The organism is Dyella soli (assembly GCF_054482295.1).
Genome location: NZ_JBTFFU010000001.1, coordinates 2,223,462 through 2,245,703 on the forward strand (window position 1 = coordinate 2,223,462; position 22,242 = coordinate 2,245,703).

The window sequence follows — 22,242 nt, forward strand, 5'->3', positions numbered from 1 at the left end:
GGCTTGGTTACACAAGATGTTGTGGTCGTGAACGGAAGTGAAAGTTACCCCTCGCATGCGTCGATGTAAAGTGGTTTTGTCGGCGTCGGCTGACGGAACCGCCACCGCTGCGCCGAGTCGAACGACGGTTGATTCCATAGCGAAAGGAGCGTCCATGTTTGCCCGCCTCGCCCGCCGTCTGGCCGCGCTGTGCCTCGCCCTGGTTGCCGCGACACCGCTGGCCGGCCACGCCGCGTTGCCGCCGTCGATCGACGGCCAGCCACTGCCCTCGCTGGCGCCCATGCTGGAGAAGGTGACGCCGGCGGTGGTGAACATCTCCACCAAGACGCGCGTGCAGGTGCGCAACCCGTTCTTCGAAGACCCGATGTTCCGCCAGTTCTTCGGCCTGCAGGGCCAGGCGCGCCAACGGGTGGAACAGAGCCTGGGCTCGGGCGTGATCGTCGATGCCGCCAAGGGCTATGTGCTCACCAATAACCATGTGGTGGGCGGCGCCGACGACATCACGGTGACGCTGCAGGACGGACGCAACTTCAAGGGCCGCCTGGTCGGCACCGACCCGGATACCGACGTGGCCGTGGTGCAGATCCAGGCCAGCGGCCTGCAGGCGTTGCCGATGGCCGATTCGGCCAGGCTGCGCGTGGGCGATTTCGTCGTGGCGGTGGGCAACCCGTTCGGCCTGGGCCAGACGGTGACCTCGGGCATCGTGTCCGCGCTGGGCCGCAGCGGGCTCGGCGGCACCGGCTACGAGGACTTCATCCAGACCGATGCTTCGATCAACCCCGGCAATTCCGGCGGCGCACTGGTGAACCTGCGCGGCGAACTGGTGGGCATCAACACCATGATCTTCTCGCCGTCCGGCGGCAACGTCGGCATCGGCTTTGCCATCCCGACCAATCTCAGCGGCGAGGTGATGCAGCAGCTGATCGCCCACGGCAAGGTCAACCGCGGCAACCTGGGACTGGAGACGCAGGACATCACCCCGCGCATCGCCCAGGTGCTGGGCCTGAAGGACACCAGCGGCGTGGTGGTCACGCGCGTGACGACCGGCTCCGCCGCCGAGGGCGCCGAGATCCAGGTGGGCGACGTGATCACGGCGGTCGACGGCAAGCCGTTGCGCAACGCACAAGAGCTGCGCAACGCCGAAGGCCTGCTGCCCATCGGCAGCGCGGTGAAGCTGAGCGTGCAGCGCAACGGCAGCGCGCGCGAAGTCACCGCGAAGCTGGTGCCCGAGAAGCTCGCCACGCTCGACGGCGCCAAGCTCGATGCACGGCTGGCCGGGGTGACCTTCAGCGATCTCCCGCAGAACCTGCGCGGCCAGGGCATCGCGGGCGTGGGCGTGATTTCGGTGCGCGCCGGCAGTCGCGCCGCGCAGGCGGGGCTGCAGTCCAACGACATCGTGATCGGCGTGGGCAACTTGCGCGTACCTGACTTGCGCACGATGAGCCGGCTCGCCGGCGTCAATCCGCGCCAGCTCGTGCTGGTGGTGTCCGACGACGACGGCGTGCGCTACGTGGATATTCGCTAGGCGAACGGCAACGTCGCCGTTCGTCGCCGCTAGGCAGGCGCGGATGCGCGCAGCAGCCGGGGCCGCACTCGTCGCACTCCAACTGCGACGGTATGGCCCCCGCTGAGACGCGCAACCCCCGATGAACGGCTTGAGTACAGCGTGCGCCGCATCGCGTTTTTCAATGGTTTGCGCACGTGTTTGCGCTTGATGTTTGGTGTCGAGCTAGCTGAAATAGCCTGGCTACACACTTCCTGCACGCGCGCCCGATTAAGGCGGCTCGCGAACACCATCATCAGCATCCGGGGTTCACAACCGCCATGTCCCATCGCATTTCCCGCCTACTCATCGTCGCGCTGCTCAGCGCCTGCGCCGCCAGCGGCGCATACGCAGCCGCCGCCGCCGGCAAGACCAAGGCCAAGGCACCCGCCAAGGCTTCCACCGCACCCGCACTGATCTGGCGTGGTGACTACGCCACCGCCCGTGGCGTGGTCGACGACGTGGCCAAGGCCTGGGAGAAGAGCGGCAAGGGCCGCTTCGAGATCCAGCCGTTCAACACCGCCTCGGGCCTGGACGCCGTGGCCCACGGCCTCGCCGACGTCGCCGGCAGCGCACGCGGCAGCGCCGGTGGCGCCGAGAGCGACCTGGTGTTCACGCCGGTCGCCTATGACGCGCTGGTGATGATCGACCATCCGTCCAATGGCGTGAGCAACCTCACCGTCAAGCAGCTGCACGACATCTACTTCGGCAAGATCACCAACTGGAAGGAACTGGGCGGCAAGGACGCGCCGATCAACCTGTACGCCGTGGCCAGCCCCGGTGACGGTGTCGAGTACAGCCTGCGCCGCCTGATCTTCGGTCGCGGCAACCAGCCGGTGGCCGCTCCGCGCCTGTACGTCAACACGGCCAAGCTGGAAGAAGCCGTCACGCTCGATCCGAATGCACTGGGCGTGACCACGCTGTCCGGCGTGGCGACCAACAGCAAGGTGAAGATGGTCAGCGTCAACGGCACGCGTCCGAGCCTCGCCACGGTGACCGACGGCAGCTACCTGCTGTACACCCCGCTCTACCTGGTGACCAACAAGAACAGCTCGAAGGCCACCCAGGTCGAGGCGTTCATGGAATTCCTGCGCACCGACCAGGTCAAGGCACTCGCCCGCCAGCACCAGCTGGTGCCATACGCCGATGCGCCTGGCCTGGCCGAGCAGGATCACGCGCGCCGCGCCAAGATCCTCAGCGAAATCGGCCTCAAGATGCCGGCCGAGGACGCCGTCCCGACGGCAGCGGCACGGTGACCCTGACGCCGCCGGGGAGCTGCATGCATCGGTCGCGCGCCACAGCGGCGTTCGATCCGATGCTGCCCGCCGGCGGCGACTGAGGGCGGCGCAACGTGCGCATCCGCGCCCTCACGCTCGACCTGGACGACACCCTGTGGCCGGTATTGCCGGCCCTGGAGCGAGCCGATCGTGACCTGGACGCGTACCTGCGCCAGCACTTTCCCGACGTCGCGCGCGCCTGGCCCATCCCGGCCATGCGCGCGCTGCGTGCCGAAGTCGCCGCTGATCGCACCGATCTGGCCCACGACTTCACTGCACAGCGCTATATCACCATGCAGCGCGCGTTCGCGGCCTGCGGCATCGAGCAGGCGCCGCTGGACACGCTGTGGGAAATCTATTTTTCGGCGCGCAACAGCGTCGAGCTGTATCCCGACAGCCTGCCCGCGCTGGAACGCATCACCCGCCGCTGGCCCATCGCAAGCCTGACCAACGGTAACGCCGACCTCGAGCGCATTGGCATCCGCGGCCACTTCGCGCATCACGTCTGCGCCCGTGACACCGGCATCGCCAAGCCCGATGCGCGCATCTTCACCCTCGCCGCCGAGCGGCTGGGCTTCGCCCCCGACGAGATCCTGCACGTGGGCGACGATCCCGAGCTGGATGTCGTAGGTGCCCGCGACGCCGGCATGCGCACGGCGTGGATCAATCGCGGCCGGCACCCGTGGCCTGGCGCGCTGGGCAGCGCACCCGACCTGGACCTGCGCGACATGACGGCGCTGGCCCATTGGCTCGAAGCCAGCGACACCGCTTCCGCGTAGGCAGCGCCGCCGAAAGCGCGCATCATTGGCACCATTACCACGTAGCCACCGCGGCCAGCGGACGCGCCGCGCCGCGCAAGGAATTTCATGTCTGTCCTGATCGAACGCAAAGCCGGCGAGCGCCAGAGCATCGCCATCGAGACCACCGACCCTTCCCGTTTTGCCGCCACCCGACGCCGCCTCACCGCCGCGCAGCGTCGCTGGCTGGCCGACAGCGGCTTCGAGGCCGCGCCAGGCACGTTTGCGCTGGTCGCCGATGCCACCGGCAAGCTGGTGCGCGTGCTCGCCGGCGTGGACGCGGGCGACGCCCTGGGCGCGCTGGCTACGCTGCCGCGCGCCCTGCCCGAGGCCACCTACCACCTGGCCGACGAAGGCGTGCTCGACGACACGCGCCAGGCCGCGCTGGGCTGGGCGCTGGGCGCCTATGAGTTCACCCGTTATCGCAAGGCGCGCCGCGCGCCGGCCCGGCTGGCCATCGCCGCCGCCGAGGCGCAGCTGCTGGCGCCGCTGGTCGAGGCCACCGCGCAAGTGCGCGACCTGGTCAACACGCCCACCGAAGACATGGGCCCCAAGCAGCTCGCCGACGCGGTGAAACAGCTGGGCAAGGCGCACAAGGCCAAGGTGCGCGAGTGGGTCGGCGACGACTTGCTGGCCGCCAACTTCCCAACTATCCACGCCGTGGGCCGTGGCAGCCATCGCCCGGCGCGCCTGGTGGAACTCACCTGGGGCAAGGCCGGCGATCCCAAGCTCGCTGTGGTCGGCAAGGGCGTGTGCTTCGACACCGGCGGCCTCGACCTCAAGCCTGCCGATGGCATGCGCTGGATGAAGAAGGACATGGGCGGCGCCGCGCACGCGATCGCGCTGGCCGGCCTGATCATGCAGGCCAGGCTGCCGGTGCGACTCACCCTGCTCATTCCCGCGGTGGAGAACGCCGTATCGGGCGCCTCGCTGCGTCCCGGCGATGTCATCACCACGCGTGGCGGCATCACGGTGGAAGTGGACAACACCGACGCCGAAGGCCGCCTGGTGCTGTGCGACGCGCTCAGCTATGCCAGCGAGCAGCAGCCCGACCTGATCGTCGACTTCGCCACGCTGACTGGCGCCGCGCGCGTCGCGCTCGGCCCGGACCTGCCGGCGCTGTTCGCCAATCGCGACGATGTCGCCGACCAGGTGGTGGCCGCCGGCCGCGCGATCAACGATCCGCTGTGGCGCCTGCCGCTGTGGCGCCCGTACCGCAAGATGCTCGAGTCGTACCTGGCCGACATGGCCAACGCCGGGCCCTCGCGCCATGCGGGCGCGATCACGGCCGCGCTCTACCTCGAACGCTTCGTGCCCGAGACCACGCCGTGGCTGCATCTGGACACCTACGCCTGGAATGACGGTGATCGCCCCGGTCGTCCGCGCGGCGGCGAGGCACTGGGCCTGCGCGCGTTCTTTGCCTTCCTGCAGCAGCGCTACACGCGCTGACTGCAGCGCCGGTCACGCATTCGACGAGCTTGCCCCGAGACCCCGCAGCCTGCGCGCAAGGGCGCGCAGGCCCCGCACGATCTTCGGCAGCAGCCACAGCAGGCACAGCACGAACAGCAGCAACAGGGCGAGGAACAGCGCCGGGTGCTGCCACATCAGGTACAGGCCGCCCAGCCACGAGACGTCCTCGCCCAGGCTGAGGCTCCAGTTGCTCAAGGGCTCGGGCGAGGTATTCACCAGCGCCCTGCTGCCGGTCTTGGCCAGGTGGGTGCCGGAGACCAGCGCGCCGCCGAGCAGTGCCGCGGCCAGCTGCACGCCGGGGCCCGAGTCGCGGAACACGCCCCACGCCAGCAGCGTGCCGGCAGGAATCCGGATGAACGTGTGCACGGCATCCCACACGCTGTCGAACGCCGGCAGCTTGTCCGCCAGCAATTCGCCCACCGCCAGGACACCGGCGACGGCGAGCACCCAGTTGTCGGTGAGCAGGCTCAGGCCGTCGGGCAAGTGCACGAAACCCAGCCGTGCCAGCAGTCCAGTGATGAACACCGTGGCGTAGAGGCGCAAGCCGCTGGCCCAGGAAAGGCCGCCCGCCAATGCAATGCTCTGCAGCGTGTCCATCGGTGCTCCCGTGGCCGCAACGCGATCGTCGTGCGACAAGCATGCGCCCCTCGCTGGCGCGGTCAAGCGAGGCGCCGCGCGCAAACAAAAAGGGCGGCGCTTGCGCACCGCCCTTGATGATTCGACCGAGGCTTCGGTCAGTGCGTGGTCGGGCTCGGGTTGGCCGGCGCCACCGAGGCGGTCGAGCCGCCGTTGGGCTTGCCGCCATACGGCAGCACCGCCGCCGCCAGCCTGGGGTCGGCCTTGATCAGGCCCACCGCGTCGAACAGGATGTGCGCGGTTTCCTGCAGCTGCGGATCGGCCGCCTTCTTGGCCTCGTCTTCCTGCTTCAGCTCGCTCTTGAGGCTGCGCTCGTTGGCGTTGAGGCCATCGTCGAGCACCACCGCATCCTCGTCACCGCCGCTGGCAACACCGTCAATCGCCTTGTGGCGCGTGCGGAAGTCGGCCTGGATGGCGTCCTGTTCCTTGCGCTCGGCCTGGCGCTGGGCGAAGTTCAGCGAGATCGTGGTCTTGTCGCGCATCTTGCGGTACTGCGCCAGCTCGTCGAGCATCAGCTTCCAGCCCGGCGACTTGACCGCGCGCGCATCGTGGCGGGACTGCAGCTGGCCCAGGTAGGCCTTCAGGTCGGCCACCGGCTTGTAGTCCGCCGGCGCGATCTGCGTCCACGGCAGCGCGTTGTCGTAGGTCGACTCGCCGAAGTCCTTCTCGTCGCCGTTCTTCGGATACTGGATGTCCGGCGTCACGCCCTTGAGCTGGGTCGAGCCGCCGTTGATGCGGAAGAATTCCTGGATGGTCATCTTCAGCTCGCCGTACTGCGGCTTTTCGCGGGTGCTGCGGGTGAAGCGGTCCAGGTCCACCAGGTTCTGCACGGTGCCCTTGCCGAAGGTCGGCTGGCCGATGATCAGGCCGCGGCCGTAGTCCTGGATCGCGGCGGCGAAGATTTCCGACGCCGAGGCCGAACCACGGTTCACCAGCACGGCCATCGGGCCGCTCCAGGCCATGCCGGCATCGTCATCGCCCTGCACTTCGACCTGGCCGCGTGCATCGCGCACCTGCACCACCGGGCCCTTGTCGATGAACAGGCCGGTGAGCTCGTTGGCCTCGGCCAGCGAACCGCCGCCGTTGTTGCGCAGATCCATCACCACGCCTTCGACGCCGGCGGCCTTCAGCTCGCCCAGCAACTTGGAAACGTCGCGGGTCGCGCTCTTGAAGTCCTTGTCGCCTTCGCGGCGGGCACCGAAATCGGAATAGAAGCTCGGCAGGTCGATCACGCCGATCTTGCGGCTGACGTCGCCGTCCTTGATCTCGATGACCTTCTTCTTGGCCGCCTGCTCCTCGATGCTGACCTTCTGGCGCACCAGGGTGATCAGCTCGTGCTTGCCATCCACGCCCGCGTCGGAAGGCAGGACCTCGAGGCGCACGGTCGTGTCCTTCTTGCCGCGGATGTGCTTGACCACGTCATCCAGGCGCCAGCCGATCACGTCGACCATCGGGCCGTTGGTGCCTTCGCCGATGGCGACGATGCGGTCGCCCACGTGCACCTTGCCGGACTTGGCGGCCGGGCCGGCGGGCACGACCTCGCGGATCGCGGTGTATTCGTCGCGCGCCTGCAGCACCGCGCCGATGCCTTCCAGCGACAGCTTCATCGCGATGTCGAAGTTCTCCGCGGCGCGGGGGCCTAGGTAGTCGGTATGCGGGTCGGTGGATTCGGCGTAGGCGTTCATGAACGACTGGAACGCGTCCTCGCCGTCGAGCTGCTTCACGCGGTCGATGTAGCCGGCATAGCGCTTGTCCAGCGTCTTGCGGATGTCATCGTCGGCTTTGCCGGCGAGCTTCAGGCGCAGCCAGTCGTTCATGGTGCGCTGGCGCCACAGCGTGTCGAGCTCGGCCTGGTCCTTCGGCCACTGGGCGTTCTTGCGGTCGTAGTTGTAGCTTTCGTTGGCCTGGAAATCGAAGCCCTTGGCCAGCAGACTGCGCGCAAAGCCCATGCGCTCGACAGCGCGCTGCACGTAGATGTTGAACATGTTGAACGGACCGGAGAGGTCCTCGTTCCAGATCGCGTCGTCCATCTGCGTCTTCAGCGGCGCGAACTTCACGAGGTCGCCCTGGGTGAAGAACACCTTCTCGCTGTCGAGGCTGTCCAGGTACGCCTTGTAGATCCTCTGCGACATCGCATCGTCGAGCGGCTTGGCGTCGTAGTGGAAGCGGGTGAGGAATCGCGCCGACAGCTTGGCCGCATCGGCCTGGGTGGACGTGGCCTTCAGCGGTAGCGAGGAGACCTTGCGCGGCGTGCTGGGGGTCAGGTCCGCGGCGGACTGCGCATGGACACCGGCACCGGTGACGGCAAGGGCGAACAGCAGGGCGATCGATGGGCGCAGTTTCATAGGTGCTCTTCAGGCGTGTTCGGTGACGCCCGCGGCGTGAGCCTGCAGGTCGGCGTGGTAGGACGAACGAACCAGCGGGCCGGAAGCGACGTGATGGAAACCCATCGCCTCGCCGGCCTCGCGCAATGTCTCGAATTCTTCCGGCGTCCAGTAACGCATCACCGGGTGGTGGTGCGGCGTGGGCTGCAGGTACTGGCCGATGGTGATCATCTCGACGTCATGGGCGCGCAGGTCGCGCATGGTCTCGAGCACCTGCTCCATCGTCTCACCCAGGCCCAGCATGATGCCGGACTTGGTCGGCACCTCCGGATGCTGCGCCTTGAAGCGCTTGAGCAGGTCCAGCGACCACTGGTAGTCGGCACCCGGGCGCACTTCGCGATACAGGTGCGGCACGGTTTCGAGGTTGTGGTTGAACACGTCCGGCGGGAAGTCCTTGAGCACTTCCAGCGCGCGCTCCATGCGGCCCTTGCCGCGGAAGTCGGGCGTGAGGATCTCGATGCGGATGTTTGGGCTGGCGTGGCGCACCGCGCGGATGCACGCGGCGAAATGCTCGGCGCCGCCGTCACGCAGGTCGTCGCGATCGACCGAGGTGATCACCACGTACTTCAGGCGCATGTCGCGGATGGTTTCGGCCAGGCGCGCCGGCTCCATCGGATCGGGCGCGGCCGGGCGGCCGTGGGCGACGTCGCAGAACGAGCAGCGGCGCGTGCACACCTCGCCGAGGATCATGAACGTGGCGGTGCCCTTGCTGAAGCACTCGTGGATGTTCGGGCAGCTGGCTTCTTCGCACACCGTGACCAGCGAGTTCTCGCGCAGGCGTGATTTCAGCTGCGCCACCGCGTTGCCTTGCGGCAGGCGCACGCGAATCCAGCTCGGCTTGCGCAGGGTGGGCACGGCCGTCTCGAAGCCCGCGCGGTTCAGCGCGATCTTGTCGTTGCCCAGCTGCTTTTCAACCGCAGGCGTGCCAGCGACGACGCTGATCGGGATGACCTTGGAAGAGGAGATTTCGCTCATGTAGGCAGGCTCAGACCGCTACGCGAGCGGGTAGTTCAGGGAGTGTGGGGGTGGCCGGTTCGGCGTCGAACCCAAACTGGCGGCAGAACTCCTCCACCAGCGCGTCCTCGACGTCCGACAGGCGCGACGGACCGCCCAAGTCTAGCACCTGGGTGACCGCCAAACCCTTGTAACCGCAAGGATTGATGCGGTGATAGGGCTCCAGGTCCATGTTCACGTTGAAGGCCAGGCCATGGAAACTGCAGCCGCGCCGCACGCGCAGGCCCAGCGCCGCCACCTTGGCGCCGGCCACGTAGACGCCGGGGGCGCCCTCGAGCCGTTCGGCGCCGATGTTCCAATGCGCCAGCGTATCGATGAGGGACTGCTCGATCTTGTTGACCAGCTCGCGCACGCTGACCCCGGCGCGGCGCAGGTCGATCAGCGGGTAGCCCACGATCTGGCCGGGGCCGTGATAGGTCACCTGGCCGCCACGGTCCACCTGCACCACCGGGATATCGCCGGGCGCCAGCAGGTGCTCGGCCTTGCCCGCCTGCCCCTGGGTGAACACCGGGTCGTGCTCGAGCAGCCACAGTTCATCGGGCGTGTCCGGGCCGCGGTTGTTGGTGAACTGGCTCATCGCCTCCCACGTCGCCGCGTAGGGCTGGCGGCCGAGACGGCGGACTTTGAGCGGCAGGGACATGGGGACTGCACCTGGGGACGGGGATGATCGAAAGAAGTGTGGCCGGGATGCACGGAAGCCAAGTGGGCCGGAAGTCAGGGTCGGCCCGGGATCGACCGGGGCGCGTGCTGCGGCGCCCCCGGCCCTGCCCATGCGGGTGTTACAGGGTGTAGCGGATATCCGGGTCGGCCCGCAGCGCGGAGTGCGCCGCGTCGTACTGCTCGCGCGTCTCGCAGCGGAAGCTCACCGTCACCGAGAGGAAGTTGCCCTCCCGCGAGTGGCGGTGCTTGACCGTCTCATGCAGCACGTGCAGGCCGATGCCTTCCAGGATCTGCGGTACGCGGGCCTTGAGGTCCACGCTGGCATTGCCCATGGCGGTGATCTCGAACTCGCCCGGGAACTGGAAGCCCTGGCCTTCCTGCTGGGCCTGGATGGAATCGATATCGCGCATCACGCCACCTCCGTTACTTCGCGTCGTTCTTCTTGTCGCCATGGAACCACAGCATGATGCTGTCCCACAGGCGGGCAAAGAAGCCGCCCTGCGGCGCGTCGGCCAGGGCCACCAGCGGCACGTTCTGCACCGACTGGCCATCGAGCGTGATGCGCAGCGTGCCCACCTGCTGGCCCTTGGTGAACGGAGCGATCAGCGTGGCCGGAATGTCCATGGTGGCCTTGAGCTTGTCGTAGTCGCCGCGCTTGACGGTGACCAGCACATTGTCGGTAACGCCCAGCGGCAGGTTATTGGCCTGGCCCTTCCACAGCTTCGGCGTGGCCAGCGGCTTGGTGTTGTCGTAGAGCTTGTGCGTCTCGTAGAAGCGGAAGCCGTAGTTCATCAGCGCCAGCGCGGCGTCGGCGCGGGCCTTCTCGTTGCTGGCGCCCATCACGATCGCGATCATGCGCGCGTCGCCCTGCTTGGCCGAGGCGGCCAGGCAGTAGCCGGCGGCGGCGGTATGGCCGGTCTTGATGCCGTCCACCGTGTTGTCGCGCCACAGCAGCAGGTTGCGGTTGTGCTGCTTGATGCCGTTCCACTCGAAGTCCTTGATCGCCGAGATCGCATAGTCCTCGGGGAAATCGTGGATCAGCGCGCGCGACAGCAAGGCGATGTCGCGCGCCGTGCTGTAGTGGTTGGTGATGGGATAGCCCGAGGCGTTCTCGAAATTGGAGTTCACCATGCCCAGCTGCTTGGCATAGGCGTTCATCAGGTTGGCAAACGCGGACTCCGAGCCGGCGGTGTGTTCGGCCAGCGCGATGGCGGCGTCATTGCCCGACTGGATGATCATGCCGTACAGCAGGTCCTTCAGCGGCACCTGGCTGTTGAGCTTGAGGAAGCTGGTGGAACCGTCGGTGCCGGCGCCACCGCTGCGCCAGGCGTTCTCGCTGATGGTGACCGGGTCGGCCATGTGGATCTTGCCGTTGGCGACTTCGGCGGACACCACGTAGTCGGTCATCACCTTGGTGATCGAGGCCGGCTCCACGCGCACGTCCGGGTCCTTCGACGCCAGCACCTGGCCGGTGGCGTAGTCCATCAGCACCCAGCTCTTGCCGTCCACATCCGGCGGCGGCGGCACCGGTGCCTCGGGCACCACCGGACGCGGCACCGGCACGGGCTTGGGCGGGGTCTGCTGGGCGAGGGCGGTACCGACAACCAGGGCGGCGACGGCGAGCGAGGACAGGGTGCGGCGAATCAGCTTCATCGTTCGGTTCAATCCAGTGCTGTATGGCGGCGCCTGAGACGCCGCAAGAATTTCAGTGCGTCAGTCTACCGCGACCTGCGGCCGAGGCAGCCCCATGCCCTCGATTCGCGAGGTGACATCGTCCGCCTGGTCGACGCTGGCGATGGGTCCCACCCGCACGCGGCGGATGGCGCGACCGTTGATTTGGGCATCCACCACCTGTACCGGCGCAAAATTCGCGCTGCGCAGCTGCTGGGCCACCCGCTCGGCGTTGCCGAGGTCGGAGAATGCGCCGACCTGGAGGTAAATGCCGGGCCCCGGACTGGCAGGCTTCGGCGCCGGCGGTGGTGGCGGCAGGGCCTGCACGTCGAGCGACTGCGACGGGTCGATCGCGCGCACTTCCACCAGGCCGGTGCCCTTGGGCCACACGCCGATCTTCACGGCTGCGGCGAACGAGAGGTCGATCAGGCGGTTCTCGTGGAACGGGCCGCGATCGTTGATGCGCACGATCACGCTCTTGCCGTTGTCCAGGTTGGTCACGCGGGCATAGCTGGGCAGCGGCAGCGTCTTGTGCGCCGCGGTGAACTGGTACATGTCGTAGTCCTCGAGACTCGAGGTCTTGTACCCGTGGAATTTGTTGCCGTAGAACGAGGCGATGCCGCGCTCGACGTAGCCGCCGGGGCCGGGCAGCACCGTATAGGTCTGGCCCAGCACGGTGTACGGCGACTTGTTGCCATACAGCGCGCGCGGCTCGACCCGGGGCACCGGCTCGGGCAGCTTGCTCACGTCCGGCGGCGGGCCGCCCGGCACGCTGTCGCTGCCGTCGCGGTAGCGGCTGTTCTGCGGCCGGCTGGTGTCGTCATAGAAACCGCCGCCTGGCGCGCCGCTGGCGCCGCCCGCCGCGCTACGCGACGACGACGAGCCCGCGTGACCCGACGAGGGCCGCGTCTTGCCGCCACTGCAACCGGCCAGCAGCGCGATCATCAGGATCGGCAGCGCGTGCTGCCACTTCATCGCGGGCTATCCGCCATGCCTACCCCTTCCGCAATGGCCTGCGCCAGCTGGAACACCGCCAGCGCGTACAGCGGGCTGCGGTTGTACTTGGTGATCACGTAGAAGTTCTGGAAGGTGTACCAGTACTCCATGCCGTTGGCGCCTTCCAGCGACTGCAGGCTCGTGGGCTGCCCCGGATTGAGCGGCTGCACCGGCGCGTAGCCCCAGGCCACCAGCTGCTCGAGGGGCCACTGCGGCGAGGAGTCGTTGACGGTGATTTTCCTGGCAGCGGCATCGGGCTGCGCGCGCGCCGCCACCGGGCCGCCCGCCTGCCAGCCGTGCTTGGCGAAATAATTGGCCACGCTGGCGAAAATGTCGGGCAGCGAGTTCTTCAGGTCGATGCGGCCGTCGCCATCGGCGTCCACGCCGAAGTCGCGGATGCTCGAGGGCATGAACTGGCCCCAGCCCTGCGCCCCCGCGTACGAGCCGGTGAGCGTATCCACCGGGCCGGCGAGATGGTTGTCCGGCAGCTCGAGCAAGGTCTTGAGCTGCTCGCGGAAGAACGTGGCGCGCGGCGGGTAGTACAGACCCAGCGTCACCAGCGCATCGAGCACCTTGTACTTGCCGGTGCTGCGGCCATAGAACGTTTCTACGCCGATGATCGCGACGATGTACTCGGGGGCCACGCCGTACTGCTGGCCGATGCGCTCGAGCACGTCGCGATGCGCGCGATAGAAGGCCACGCCGTCGTTGATGCGCTGGTCGGTGATGAAGATGGGCCGGTAGTCCTTCCACGGCTTGGCTTCGGCCGGGCGGCTGATCGCGTCGAGGATGCTCTGCTGCTTCTTCGCGCCATCCAGCAAGGCATTCAGTGCCTGCGGACTCTTGCCGGTGTCCTTGGCCACTTCGCTGACCAGCTGGTCCTGGCCGGGATGCGTTTCCGCGAGAACCGGCGTGCAGACGGCGGCGATGAGCAGGCCCAGCGTGGCGACGAGGCGACGAGTCGGGAGCGACGCGGGAATCAAGGGCATGAAGGACTTCGCTGTCGTGAACGGCTTCACGCAAAGCCTAGCACGCGAGCCGGCGCAAACCAGGCACATCGCGCGATATTTTGCTGCGATCAGTCGTGCATCTTGCGGTTGGCGAAGATCGACATCAGCACGCCGAAGCCGGTCAGCAGCGACACCGCCGAGGTGCCGCCGTAGCTCACCAGCGGCATCGGCACGCCCACCACCGGCAACATGCCGGCGACCATGCCGCCATTGACGAACACGTACACGAAGAAGCTCATGCCGATCGCGCCGGCCAGCAGGCGCGAATAGGTGTCGCGCGCCTCCATGGCGATCCACAGGCAGCGGCCGATGATGAAGGCGTACAGCAGCATGATGCCGATGACGCCGACCAGGCCGAACTCCTCGGAGAACACCGCGAAAATGAAGTCGGTGGTGTGCTCGGGCAGGAAATCCAGCCGCGACTGCGTGCCGTGCTGCCAGCCCTTGCCGAACATGCCGCCCGAGCCCACCGCGATCTGCGACTGGATGATGTGCCAGCCGTTGCCCAGCGGATCGGATTCCGGATCCAGCAGCGTGCGCACGCGGTTGCGCTGGTACTCGTGCAGGAAATGCCAGGCCACCGGGATCATGCCGCCCACGGCGGCCAGCAGGCTGCCTATCTTCCACCAGGCCATGCCCGACAGGAACAGCGCAAACGCGCCGGCGGCCGTCACCAGCAAGGCCGTGCCCAGGTCCGGCTGCTCGGCGATCAGTCCGGCCGGAATCGCGATCAGCACACCGACCATGACGATGTCCTTCCAGCTGGGCGGCAGCTGGCGCGGATGCAGGTACCAGGCCACCATCATCGGCATGGTGAGCTTGAGCAGCTCGGACGGCTGGAACGACAGCAGGCCCAGGTCCAGCCAGCGCTTGGAACCACTGCGCACCTCGCCCACGGCGGCCACCACCAGCAGCAGGGCGACGCTGCCTGCGTAGAGCCAGGGCGTCCAGCCGCGCAGCACGGTGGGCGGAATGCGCGAGATCAGCAGCACCAGCAGGCCGCCGAAGACAAAGCGCCCGGCCTGCCCCACGATCATGCCCATGCTGCCGCCGCTGGCGCTGTACAAGGTCATCAGCCCGACGATGCCGAGCAGGAACAGGCCAAAGGCCAGCGGCAGGTCGATGCGCGGCCGCGTCATCACGCGGCGCACGAAGCGCAGGAAACGTGCCTGGAGGGCGTCGATCATGGGTTGCCTCCGTCCTCGGGCGTTGCAGTGCTTGAACTGTCGGCCGGCGCGCCGGCGGGCATGTCGGCCGGCGTGGCCACCGGGGTGTCTTCGGGTTCTTCGGCGGCGGGCGTGGTGGTGATGCCCGTCTCCGGCGTGTTCTTCGGCGGCACCGGACCACCCTGCGCGACCAGCCAGGCATCCATCACCTTGCGCACGATCGGGCCTGCGTCAGCGGCACCCCAGGCGCCCGACTCCAGCATCGCCACCACGGCGATGCGCGGTGCCTCGGTCGGCGTATAGGCCATGAACCAGGCGCGATGTCGTGTCGCGAGGTAGGCCGTGTTCTTGTTGGTGTCGTAGTCGTTGCCGCGGCGCGAGAAGCGCTCGGCGGTGCCGCTCTTGCCGGCCACCACCAGCGGGAAACCGTTGAACACGCCCGCCACCTTGGCGGTACCGCCGGCGCCATAAACCACCGCTTCCATGCCCTGGTTGACCACGTTCCAGTCGTTGGGCTTGCGAATCAGCGACGGTCCGCTGGGCGGATTGGCCAGCGGCGTGGGATGTTCCTTCACATTGGCAGTCGCCATCACCAGTCGCGGCGCATAAGGCGTGCCGTGGCCGGCCAGCGTGGCGATGGCATGCGCCAGCTGCAGCGGCGTCACGTTCCAGTAGCCCTGGCCGATGCCCGCGATGACGGTTTCACCGGGGAACCAGCCGTACTTGCTGCGCGTGGCCTTCCATTCCCGCGACGGCAGGATGCCTTCGGCTTCGCCCAGCAGGTCGATGCCGGTCTTGCGTCCGAAGCCCAGGCTGCCCATCCAGCTGCTCAGCCGGTCGATGCCCATGTCCAGCGCAAGCTTGTAGAAGTACGTGTTGGTCGACTTCTCGATTGCGCGCACCATGTTCACCGTGCCGTCGCCACCGCGCGTGTCGTCGCGGTAGCAACGCTGCTGGCCGGGTATGCAGAACTCGCCGGTCGACAGCACGGTGTCCTCCGGCCGGCGGATGCCGTATTCCAGGCCGCCCAGCGCCAGGAACGGCTTCACCGTCGAACCCGGCGGATAGGAGCTCTTGAGCGCGCGATTGAGCAGCGGCTTGTCCTCGGCCGTCATGTACGAGGTGTAGTCGGCGCGGCTGATGCCATTGACGAACAGGTTCGGGTCGAAGCTCGGCACGCTGACCATGGCCAGCACCTGGCCGTTGCGCGGATCGATCGCCGCCGCCGCGCCAGGACGTCCCGCGAACGCATCGTTGGCGGCCTTCTGCACGCGCACGTCGATGCTCAGGTAGAGGTTCCTGCCCGGCGTCGGCGCATGCGTTTCCAGCACGCGCTGGGTGCGGCCGTCGGCGTTGACCTCGACCAGCTCGTAGCCGGGTTCGCCGTGCAGCATGTCTTCATAGGAGCGCTCCAGGCCGCTGCGCCCCACGTGGCTGGTGCCCTTGTAGCGGTCGGCGTCGAGCCGGTTCAGGTCGTCCGCATCGATGCGCCCGACATAGCCCACCACGTGCGCGAACAAGGGTCCGTACGGATAGCGGCGCGTGAGGTAAGGCACGACGTCGGCGCCCGGAAAACGCCAGCGGTTGATGGCGAACCGGGCGATCTCGTCCTCGGTCAGGTGCAGCTTGAGCGGCACGCTGTCGAAGCGGCGGTTCTGCTTGAGCTGTTTGCGGAACGTGTCGATGTCGTCATCGCCCAGCGGCACCACGGTGCCGATCTCGGCGAGCAGCGCCTTCATGTCCGGCACCTGCTCGGGCACGACTTCCAGCCGGAAGGCTGGCACGTTGTCGGCCAGCAGCACGCCGTTGCGGTCGAAGATCAGCCCGCGCGCCGGCGGGATCGCCCGCGGCTTCACGCGGTTGTTTTCCGAGCGCAGGGCAAACTCGTCGTGGCGATGGACCTGCAGGTATACGTAGCGCGCCACCAGCGTGCCCAGGCCGAGCAGGATCAAGGCAAAACCCACCAGCGCACGCACACGGAACAGTGCGCTCTCGCCGCGGGAATCCTTGATCGAGCGTCGCTTCAGGGCCATGGCGGTTACTGGATGCGCAAGCGCATGCGCAGGTCGTCCATGAGCAGGAACAGGAACGGCCAGAGCATCGCGCCGACGAACGGTGAAATCCACCAGCTGGCCGGCGGCAACGACTCACCGGCGAAGGTGCGCACCATCAGCAGCAGGAAGCGGTCGTTGAGCAACAGCGCGAGCACTGCCAGGGTCTGCTGCCACATCGGGAAGAAGCGCAGGCGCGAACGGAAGCGCAGCGCGATGAACACCAGCGCGCACAGGCGCATGGCCTGCTCGCCCAGCAGCACGCCATCGAGCAGGTCCGCGCCGAGGCCGATGGTGAAGGCCAGCCCCAGGCTCACCCGGTCGCTCGATTCCAGCGACCAGTACAGCAGGAACAGCGCCGGCCAATACGGCTTGAACGGCTGCAGCGGCGCCGGCAGCGGAACCAGCATCATCAACAACGCGAACACCAGCGTGCTGACGAACCACAGCAGATTGACGCGTTGCTTGTTCATGGCTGCGCCTGCGCGGTGCTGGTGGCGGGGGCCGGCGACGCATGCGCCTCGGCGGCACGCGCCGGCGCTGCACTGCTTGCAGCGGGCGCCGGAGCCTGGCCCGGAGCCGGCGCCAGGTCGGTGGGCGGCCCCGAAGGCGTCACCGGCGCCGGCGGCCCCACGGGCTCGGCAAGGTCGTGCAGCAACAGCACGTCTTCGCTGCGGTCGAGGTCGGCGGTGGGACGCGCATGCCCTTCGAGGAACATGCCGGAAGCCGACTGTCCCACCGAACGGATCTCGCCCACCGGGAAGCCCGGCGGGAAACGCCCGCCGAGGCCGGAGGTCAGCAGCTTGTCACCGGCGTGCACGTCGGAGGCCATGGAGATATTGGGCAGGCTCAGCGCGTCGCCGTCGCGCGTGCCATAGGCCACCGTGCGCAGGCCGGTACGTTCGATCACCACCGGAATGGCGTGGTCGGGGTCGGTCACCAGCATCACCAGCGAGGTGCGCGGCATCACTTCCACCACCTGCCCGATCACGCCATGCGCGTCGATCACGACCTGGCCGGACTTCACGCCGTCGCGGGCACCGACATTGAGCAGCATGCGATGGCGGTACGAGCCGAGGTCCACGTCAATGACGCGGGCCAGCTGCACGTTGAGTTCCAGGCTGTGCTGCGTGTCGAGCAGCTCCTTCAGGCGCTGGTTCTGCTCGGCCACGGCCGCCATGCGGTTGAGCTTGGCATTGGCCAGCAGCAGATCCTCGCGCAGGCGCTGGTTCTGCTCGGTCAGCAGCTTGCGGTCGGAAAAGGCCACGCTGGCCGCGCGCAGGCCAGCCGCAGGCAAACTGGCCAGCCGGTAGACCGGTTCGACGAGTACGGAGGTGGTGTAGCGCAGGCGCCAGATCCAGCCATTGCGATGGTCGAGCACCATCAGCACCATGGCCAGCGCGAGATAAAAGATCAGCCTGAGTGTTCCGGCAACCGTGCCGGCGAACAGGGGCGAGGATTCCTCGCGCGCAAGCGCCATCGTCCTCTTCCCCTGTCGCTAGATTTATTCCGCAGCGAAGAAATCGCTGCCGTGCTGGTCGATCAGCTCCAGCGCCTTGCCGCCGCCACGCGCCACGCAGGTCAGGGGCTCGTCGGCCACCTGCACGTGCAGGCCGGTCTCCTCGGAGATCAGGCGATCCAGGTCGCGCAGCAGGGCGCCACCGCCGGTGAGCACGATGCCGCGCTCGGCCACGTCGGAGCACAGCTCCGGCGGGGTCTGTTCCAGCGCCGACTTCACCGCCGCCACGATGCCCGACAGCGGCTCGTGCAGCGCTTCCAGCACTTCGTTGGAGTTGATGGTGAACATGCGCGGCACGCCTTCGGCCAGGTTGCGGCCGGAGATCTCGATCTCGCGCACGTTGGTCTGCGGGAAGGCGCAGCCGATTTCCAGCTTGATGCGCTCGGCGGTCGATTCACCGATCAGCGTGCCGTGGTTGCGGCGCACGTAATTGATGATCGCCTCGTCGAAGCGGTCGCCACCGACGCGCACCGACTGCGAGTAGACGATGCCGTTGAGCGAGATCACGGCCACTTCGGAGGTGCCGCCACCGATGTCCAGCACCATCGAACCGCGCGCCTCGTGCACCGGGATGCCGGCGCCGATCGCGGCAGCCATCGGCTCCTCGATCAGGAACACGTCGCGCGCACCGGCGCCTTCGGCCGATTCCTTGATGGCGCGGCGCTCCACCTGGGTGGAGCCGCACGGCACGCACACCAGCACGCGCGGGCTTGGACGCAGCATGCGCGACTTGTGCACCTGCTTGATGAAATGCTGCAGCATCGCCTCGGTCATCGAGAAGTTGGCGATCACGCCATCCTTCATCGGACGCACCGTGGCGATGTTGCCGGGCGTACGACCCAGCATGCGCTTGGCGTCGGTACCCACCGCAGCGACGGCACGCGGGCCACCGGGACCACGGTCCTGACGGATCGCCACCACCGACGGTTCATTCAGGACGATGCCCTGGCCACGCACGTAAATCAGCGTATTGGCGGTGCCGAGATCGATGGAAATGTCGTTGGAGAAAAAGCCGCGAAACTTCTTGAACATGGGTCCGCCGTAGGCCGGCTGTGGCTAAAAAGTAAGCGGGCCAGTCTAGTCAGCAAACCCCCGGATCGCAAGGACAATCTCGTTAAGAAAGCCTTTGGCAACGCGATGATATGCGCGTTTTCAGATATCCGCAGGCGTCCTGCCGCACGCGGGAAAGTCGCGGTCGAAAGCGGATCCCGGTATGATCGGGAACTTTGAGCCGGGCCGCTTCCAGTCAGCGCCCAGGCTACCCGTTCATTTGCCAGGGAACGTCCTGCCATCATGTCTGCCGTCATCTGCGGATCGCTCGCCTACGACACCATCATGGTGTTCCAGGACCAGTTCAAGAACCACATCCTGCCCGACCAGGTGCACATCCTGAACGTGTCGTTCCTGGTGCCGCGGATGCGTCGCGAATTCGGCGGCTGCGCGGGCAATATTGCCTACAATCTCAAGCTGTTGGGTGCCGATCCGCTGCCGGTGGCCACGGTGGGCCAGGACTTCGCGCCCTATCGCGCCCACATGGAAAAGTGCGGCATCCGCCTGGACTACGTGCGCGAGTTCGAGGACCAGTTCACGCCGCAGTGCTTCATCACCACCGACCTGGACAACAACCAGATCACCGCCTTCCACCCGGGCGCCATGCTCAGCGCGCATGAAAACCACGTGCGCGACATCCCGCAGATCAGCTTCGCCATCGTGGCGCCGGACAGCCGCGACGCCATGCTGCAGCACGTGGACGAGTTCGCCGCGCGCGGCGTGCCCTTCATCTTCGACCCGGGCCAGGCCATGCCGCTGTTCGACGGCGCCGAGTTCCGGGCGATGATCGAAAAGTCCACCTACGTGATCGTCAACGACTACGAGTCGCAGCTGCTGCAGCAGCGCACCGGCTGGAGCGCGCAGGACATCGCCTCGCGCGTGCAGGCCTATATCGTGACGCAGGGGCCGCGCGGCTCGCAGATCCACACCGGCGGCACCACGCATGACATCCCGGCGGCGCGCGAGCGTCGCGTGGTCGATCCGACCGGCTGCGGCGATGCTTATCGCGCCGGCCTGATCTTCGGCATCATGGCCGGCAAGGACTGGCCGACCGTGGGTCGCATGGCTTCGCTGATGGGCGCCCTGAAGGTGGAGCACCCGGGCACGCAGAACCAGCGCTTCGACTATGCGCAGTTCGCTGCCGAGTTCAAGGAACAGTTCGGCTACGCGCTCGACTGAACCCCGGCGGGCGTGGCAAGTAACGACGAGGCCTCCTGACGGAGGCCTCGCTCGTTCAGTCGACGCGAAATCCCATGGTTGCGTTCACCGCCTGCTGCCAGCCTCGATAGAGGCGGTCGCGCTCGGCCGCGGGCATCTGCGGCGCAAAGCGGCGATCGACCTGCCAGAGGCCGGCGATTTCATGGCAGTCACGCCAGAAGCCGACCGCCAGGCCCGCCAGGTAGGCCGCGCCGAGCGCCGTGGTTTCCTGCACGCGTGGGCGTACCACCGGCACGCCGAGCAAGTCGCTCTGGAACTGCGCCATGAAGTCATTGGAGATCGCGCCACCGTCGGCGCGCAGCTCCTTCAACGGCACGCCGGCATCCGCTTCCATGGCGGTGAGCACGTCGCGCGACTGATAGGCCATCGACTCCAGCGCCGCACGCACGAAGTGCTCCTTGCTGGTCCCCCTGCTCAGGCCGAACACCGCGCCGCGCACGTCGCTGCGCCAGTACGGTGCGCCCAGGCCGACAAAGGCCGGCACCACGTACACGCCATCACTGGACGACACCCGCTCGGCGTAAGCCTGCGAATCGCTCGCCTTGCCCAGCATGCGCATGCCATCGCGCAGCCACTGGATTACCGAGCCCGCCACGAAGATGCTGCCCTCCAGCGCGTACTCGACGCGATCGCCCAGCTGCCAGGCAATCGTGGTGAGCAATCCATGCTTCGATGGCACCGCCTGGGCGCCGGTGTGCATCAACATGAAGCAGCCGGTGCCGTAGGTGTTCTTGGCCATGCCCGGCTCGAAGCACGCCTGGCCGAACAGCGCCGCCTGCTGGTCGCCCGCCGCGCCGGCAATCGGCACGCTGGCGCCGAAAAACTGCGACGGGGCGGTGTTGGCGTAAACCTCGCTGCTCGAACGCACCTCGGGCAGCATGGCCCGAGGGATGCGCAGCATGTGCAGCAGGTCGTCGTCCCAGCAACGTCGATGGATGTCATACAGCAGCGTGCGCGCTGCGTTGGTGGCATCGGTGACATGCGCCGCGCCGCCGCTCAGGTTCCAGATCAGCCAGGTATCGATGGTGCCGAACAGCAGCTCGCCACGCTCGGCACGCTCCTGCGCGCCGTCCACGTGATCGAGGATCCAGCGCAACTTGGTGGCCGAGAAATAGGCGTCGAGCAGCAGGCCGGTGCGCTCGCGCACGAGTGGCTCGCAGCCATCGGCACGCAGCTGCTCGCAGATCGGCAGACTCTGGCGCGACTGCCACACGATGGCGTTGTAGATGGGCTGCCCCGTGGCGCGGTCCCACACCACGGTGGTTTCGCGCTGGTTGGTGATGCCGATGGAGGCAATCTCGCCCAGCTCGACCTGGGCCTTGGCGAGCAGCTCGGTCACCGTCACCAGGACACTGGTCAGGATGTCACGCGGACGGTGTTCGACCCAACCCGGCTGGGGGAATACCTGGGGAAATTCCTTCTGCGCGCACCCCAACACCGAGCCGGCACGGTCGAACAGGATCGCCCGCGAGCTCGTCGTGCCCTGGTCCAGGGCCAGCACGTAACGCTTCTCCACGATCCGCTTGCTCCATCAGGCTTGGGTGGTCGTGGCGAAGCGTAGCAACACCAGGCCGCGATGGGAGCCAGGCCCACGCGCGGGGCACCACGGGAACTCAGTGCGCGACCGCGTTGCGTCGCGGGAGATTTTTCGAACGCGCAAAGACAAACGCCTTCCCGGATGGGAAGGCGTTTGAGGGATGAAGCCCCTGGCGGTGACCTACTCTTGCATGAAAGCTCACACTACCATCGGCGCAGCTGCGTTTCACTTCCGAGTTCGGGA

The 22,242-nt window shown here is 67.4% G+C and carries 19 protein-coding genes and 1 rRNA gene; 5 read left to right on the forward strand and 15 right to left on the reverse strand.

Annotation, left to right across the window (positions count from 1 at the left end; translation table 11 throughout):
* Positions 1–154: 154 nt before the first annotated feature.
* The 4 genes from ACXU4B_RS10265 to ACXU4B_RS10280 all read left to right on the forward strand — a co-directional run bounded on the left by ACXU4B_RS10265 (position 155) and on the right by ACXU4B_RS10280 (position 5,066).
* Positions 155–1,525, forward strand: a complete 1,371-nt coding sequence (locus tag ACXU4B_RS10265) for a Do family serine endopeptidase (protein WP_131410181.1) — start codon at positions 155–157, stop codon at positions 1,523–1,525.
* A gap of 299 nt (positions 1,526–1,824) precedes the next feature.
* Entirely contained in the window at positions 1,825–2,799 is a 975-nt protein-coding gene (locus ACXU4B_RS10270; RefSeq protein ID WP_131410183.1) for a substrate-binding domain-containing protein, read from the forward strand.
* A gap of 95 nt (positions 2,800–2,894) precedes the next feature.
* Positions 2,895–3,599, forward strand: coding sequence for an HAD family hydrolase (locus ACXU4B_RS10275; RefSeq protein ID WP_131410185.1), 705 nt, complete (start codon positions 2,895–2,897; stop codon positions 3,597–3,599).
* A gap of 87 nt (positions 3,600–3,686) precedes the next feature.
* Positions 3,687–5,066 (forward strand): leucyl aminopeptidase family protein, encoded by a 1,380-nt coding sequence (locus ACXU4B_RS10280; RefSeq protein WP_131410187.1) that lies wholly within the window; start codon positions 3,687–3,689, stop codon positions 5,064–5,066.
* Positions 5,067–5,078: 12 nt separating this feature from the next.
* On the opposite strand, the gene ACXU4B_RS10285 is transcribed toward ACXU4B_RS10280, so the two are convergent.
* The 13 genes from ACXU4B_RS10285 to ACXU4B_RS10345 all read right to left on the reverse strand — a co-directional run bounded on the left by ACXU4B_RS10285 (position 5,079) and on the right by ACXU4B_RS10345 (position 19,226).
* Positions 5,079–5,723: a DUF4126 domain-containing protein gene (locus tag ACXU4B_RS10285; protein WP_458910866.1), complete on the reverse strand. Its 645-nt coding sequence runs from the start codon at positions 5,721–5,723 to the stop codon at positions 5,079–5,081.
* A gap of 98 nt (positions 5,724–5,821) precedes the next feature.
* Positions 5,822–8,068, reverse strand: a complete 2,247-nt coding sequence (locus ACXU4B_RS10290; RefSeq protein WP_131410189.1) for a carboxy terminal-processing peptidase — start codon at positions 8,066–8,068, stop codon at positions 5,822–5,824.
* Between the two features lie 9 nt (positions 8,069–8,077).
* The gene (gene lipA / locus ACXU4B_RS10295) at positions 8,078–9,082 is read right to left on the reverse strand and encodes a lipoyl synthase (RefSeq protein ID WP_131410191.1); all 1,005 of its coding nucleotides are present in this window, start codon (positions 9,080–9,082) and stop codon (positions 8,078–8,080) included.
* A 10-nt stretch (positions 9,083–9,092) separates the two neighbouring features.
* Positions 9,093–9,761 carry a lipoyl(octanoyl) transferase LipB gene (lipB, locus tag ACXU4B_RS10300; protein WP_131410193.1) on the reverse strand — a complete coding sequence of 223 codons (669 nt, stop codon included), beginning with the start codon at positions 9,759–9,761 and terminating at the stop codon, positions 9,093–9,095.
* A 139-nt stretch (positions 9,762–9,900) separates the two neighbouring features.
* Complete coding sequence (locus tag ACXU4B_RS10305; protein ID WP_131410195.1) at positions 9,901–10,191, reverse strand: YbeD family protein; 291 nt, start codon at positions 10,189–10,191, stop codon at positions 9,901–9,903.
* A gap of 13 nt (positions 10,192–10,204) precedes the next feature.
* Positions 10,205–11,434: a D-alanyl-D-alanine carboxypeptidase family protein gene (locus tag ACXU4B_RS10310; protein WP_131410197.1), complete on the reverse strand. Its 1,230-nt coding sequence runs from the start codon at positions 11,432–11,434 to the stop codon at positions 10,205–10,207.
* Positions 11,435–11,494: 60 nt separating this feature from the next.
* The gene (locus tag ACXU4B_RS10315) at positions 11,495–12,427 is read right to left on the reverse strand and encodes a septal ring lytic transglycosylase RlpA family protein (protein ID WP_131410199.1); all 933 of its coding nucleotides are present in this window, start codon (positions 12,425–12,427) and stop codon (positions 11,495–11,497) included.
* A complete protein-coding gene (gene mltB / locus ACXU4B_RS10320) occupies positions 12,424–13,437 on the reverse strand; it encodes a lytic murein transglycosylase B (protein ID WP_131410203.1) in 1,014 nt (337 codons plus the stop codon). The genes ACXU4B_RS10315 and mltB overlap by 4 nt, the downstream gene beginning before the upstream one ends.
* An 89-nt stretch (positions 13,438–13,526) precedes the next feature.
* Positions 13,527–14,645 carry a rod shape-determining protein RodA gene (gene rodA, locus ACXU4B_RS10325; protein WP_131410204.1) on the reverse strand — a complete coding sequence of 373 codons (1,119 nt, stop codon included), beginning with the start codon at positions 14,643–14,645 and terminating at the stop codon, positions 13,527–13,529.
* Positions 14,642–16,657, reverse strand: a complete 2,016-nt coding sequence (gene mrdA, locus ACXU4B_RS10330; RefSeq protein ID WP_131410206.1) for a penicillin-binding protein 2 — start codon at positions 16,655–16,657, stop codon at positions 14,642–14,644. Before mrdA ends, rodA begins: the two co-directional genes overlap by 4 nt.
* Positions 16,658–16,662: 5 nt before the next feature.
* Entirely contained in the window at positions 16,663–17,148 is a 486-nt protein-coding gene (mreD, locus tag ACXU4B_RS10335; RefSeq protein WP_131410208.1) for a rod shape-determining protein MreD, read from the reverse strand.
* A complete protein-coding gene (gene mreC, locus ACXU4B_RS10340; RefSeq protein ID WP_131410210.1) occupies positions 17,145–18,155 on the reverse strand; it encodes a rod shape-determining protein MreC in 1,011 nt (336 codons plus the stop codon). Before mreC ends, mreD begins: the two co-directional genes overlap by 4 nt.
* Before the next feature lie 24 nt (positions 18,156–18,179).
* The gene (locus ACXU4B_RS10345) at positions 18,180–19,226 is read right to left on the reverse strand and encodes a rod shape-determining protein (RefSeq protein ID WP_131410212.1); all 1,047 of its coding nucleotides are present in this window, start codon (positions 19,224–19,226) and stop codon (positions 18,180–18,182) included.
* Positions 19,227–19,487: 261 nt separating this feature from the next.
* Between ACXU4B_RS10345 and ACXU4B_RS10350 the strand changes: the two genes are divergently transcribed.
* The gene (locus ACXU4B_RS10350; protein WP_131410214.1) at positions 19,488–20,423 is read left to right on the forward strand and encodes a carbohydrate kinase family protein; all 936 of its coding nucleotides are present in this window, start codon (positions 19,488–19,490) and stop codon (positions 20,421–20,423) included.
* Positions 20,424–20,478: 55 nt separating this feature from the next.
* Here ACXU4B_RS10350 and glpK read toward each other — a convergent pair whose 3' ends face one another.
* Both glpK and rrf read right to left on the reverse strand, forming a co-directional pair.
* Positions 20,479–21,978 (reverse strand): glycerol kinase GlpK, encoded by a 1,500-nt coding sequence (gene glpK / locus ACXU4B_RS10355; RefSeq protein ID WP_131410216.1) that lies wholly within the window; start codon positions 21,976–21,978, stop codon positions 20,479–20,481.
* A 188-nt stretch (positions 21,979–22,166) separates the two neighbouring features.
* Positions 22,167–22,242: ribosomal RNA gene (rrf, locus tag ACXU4B_RS10360) — 5S ribosomal RNA — on the reverse strand; the annotation flags it as partial.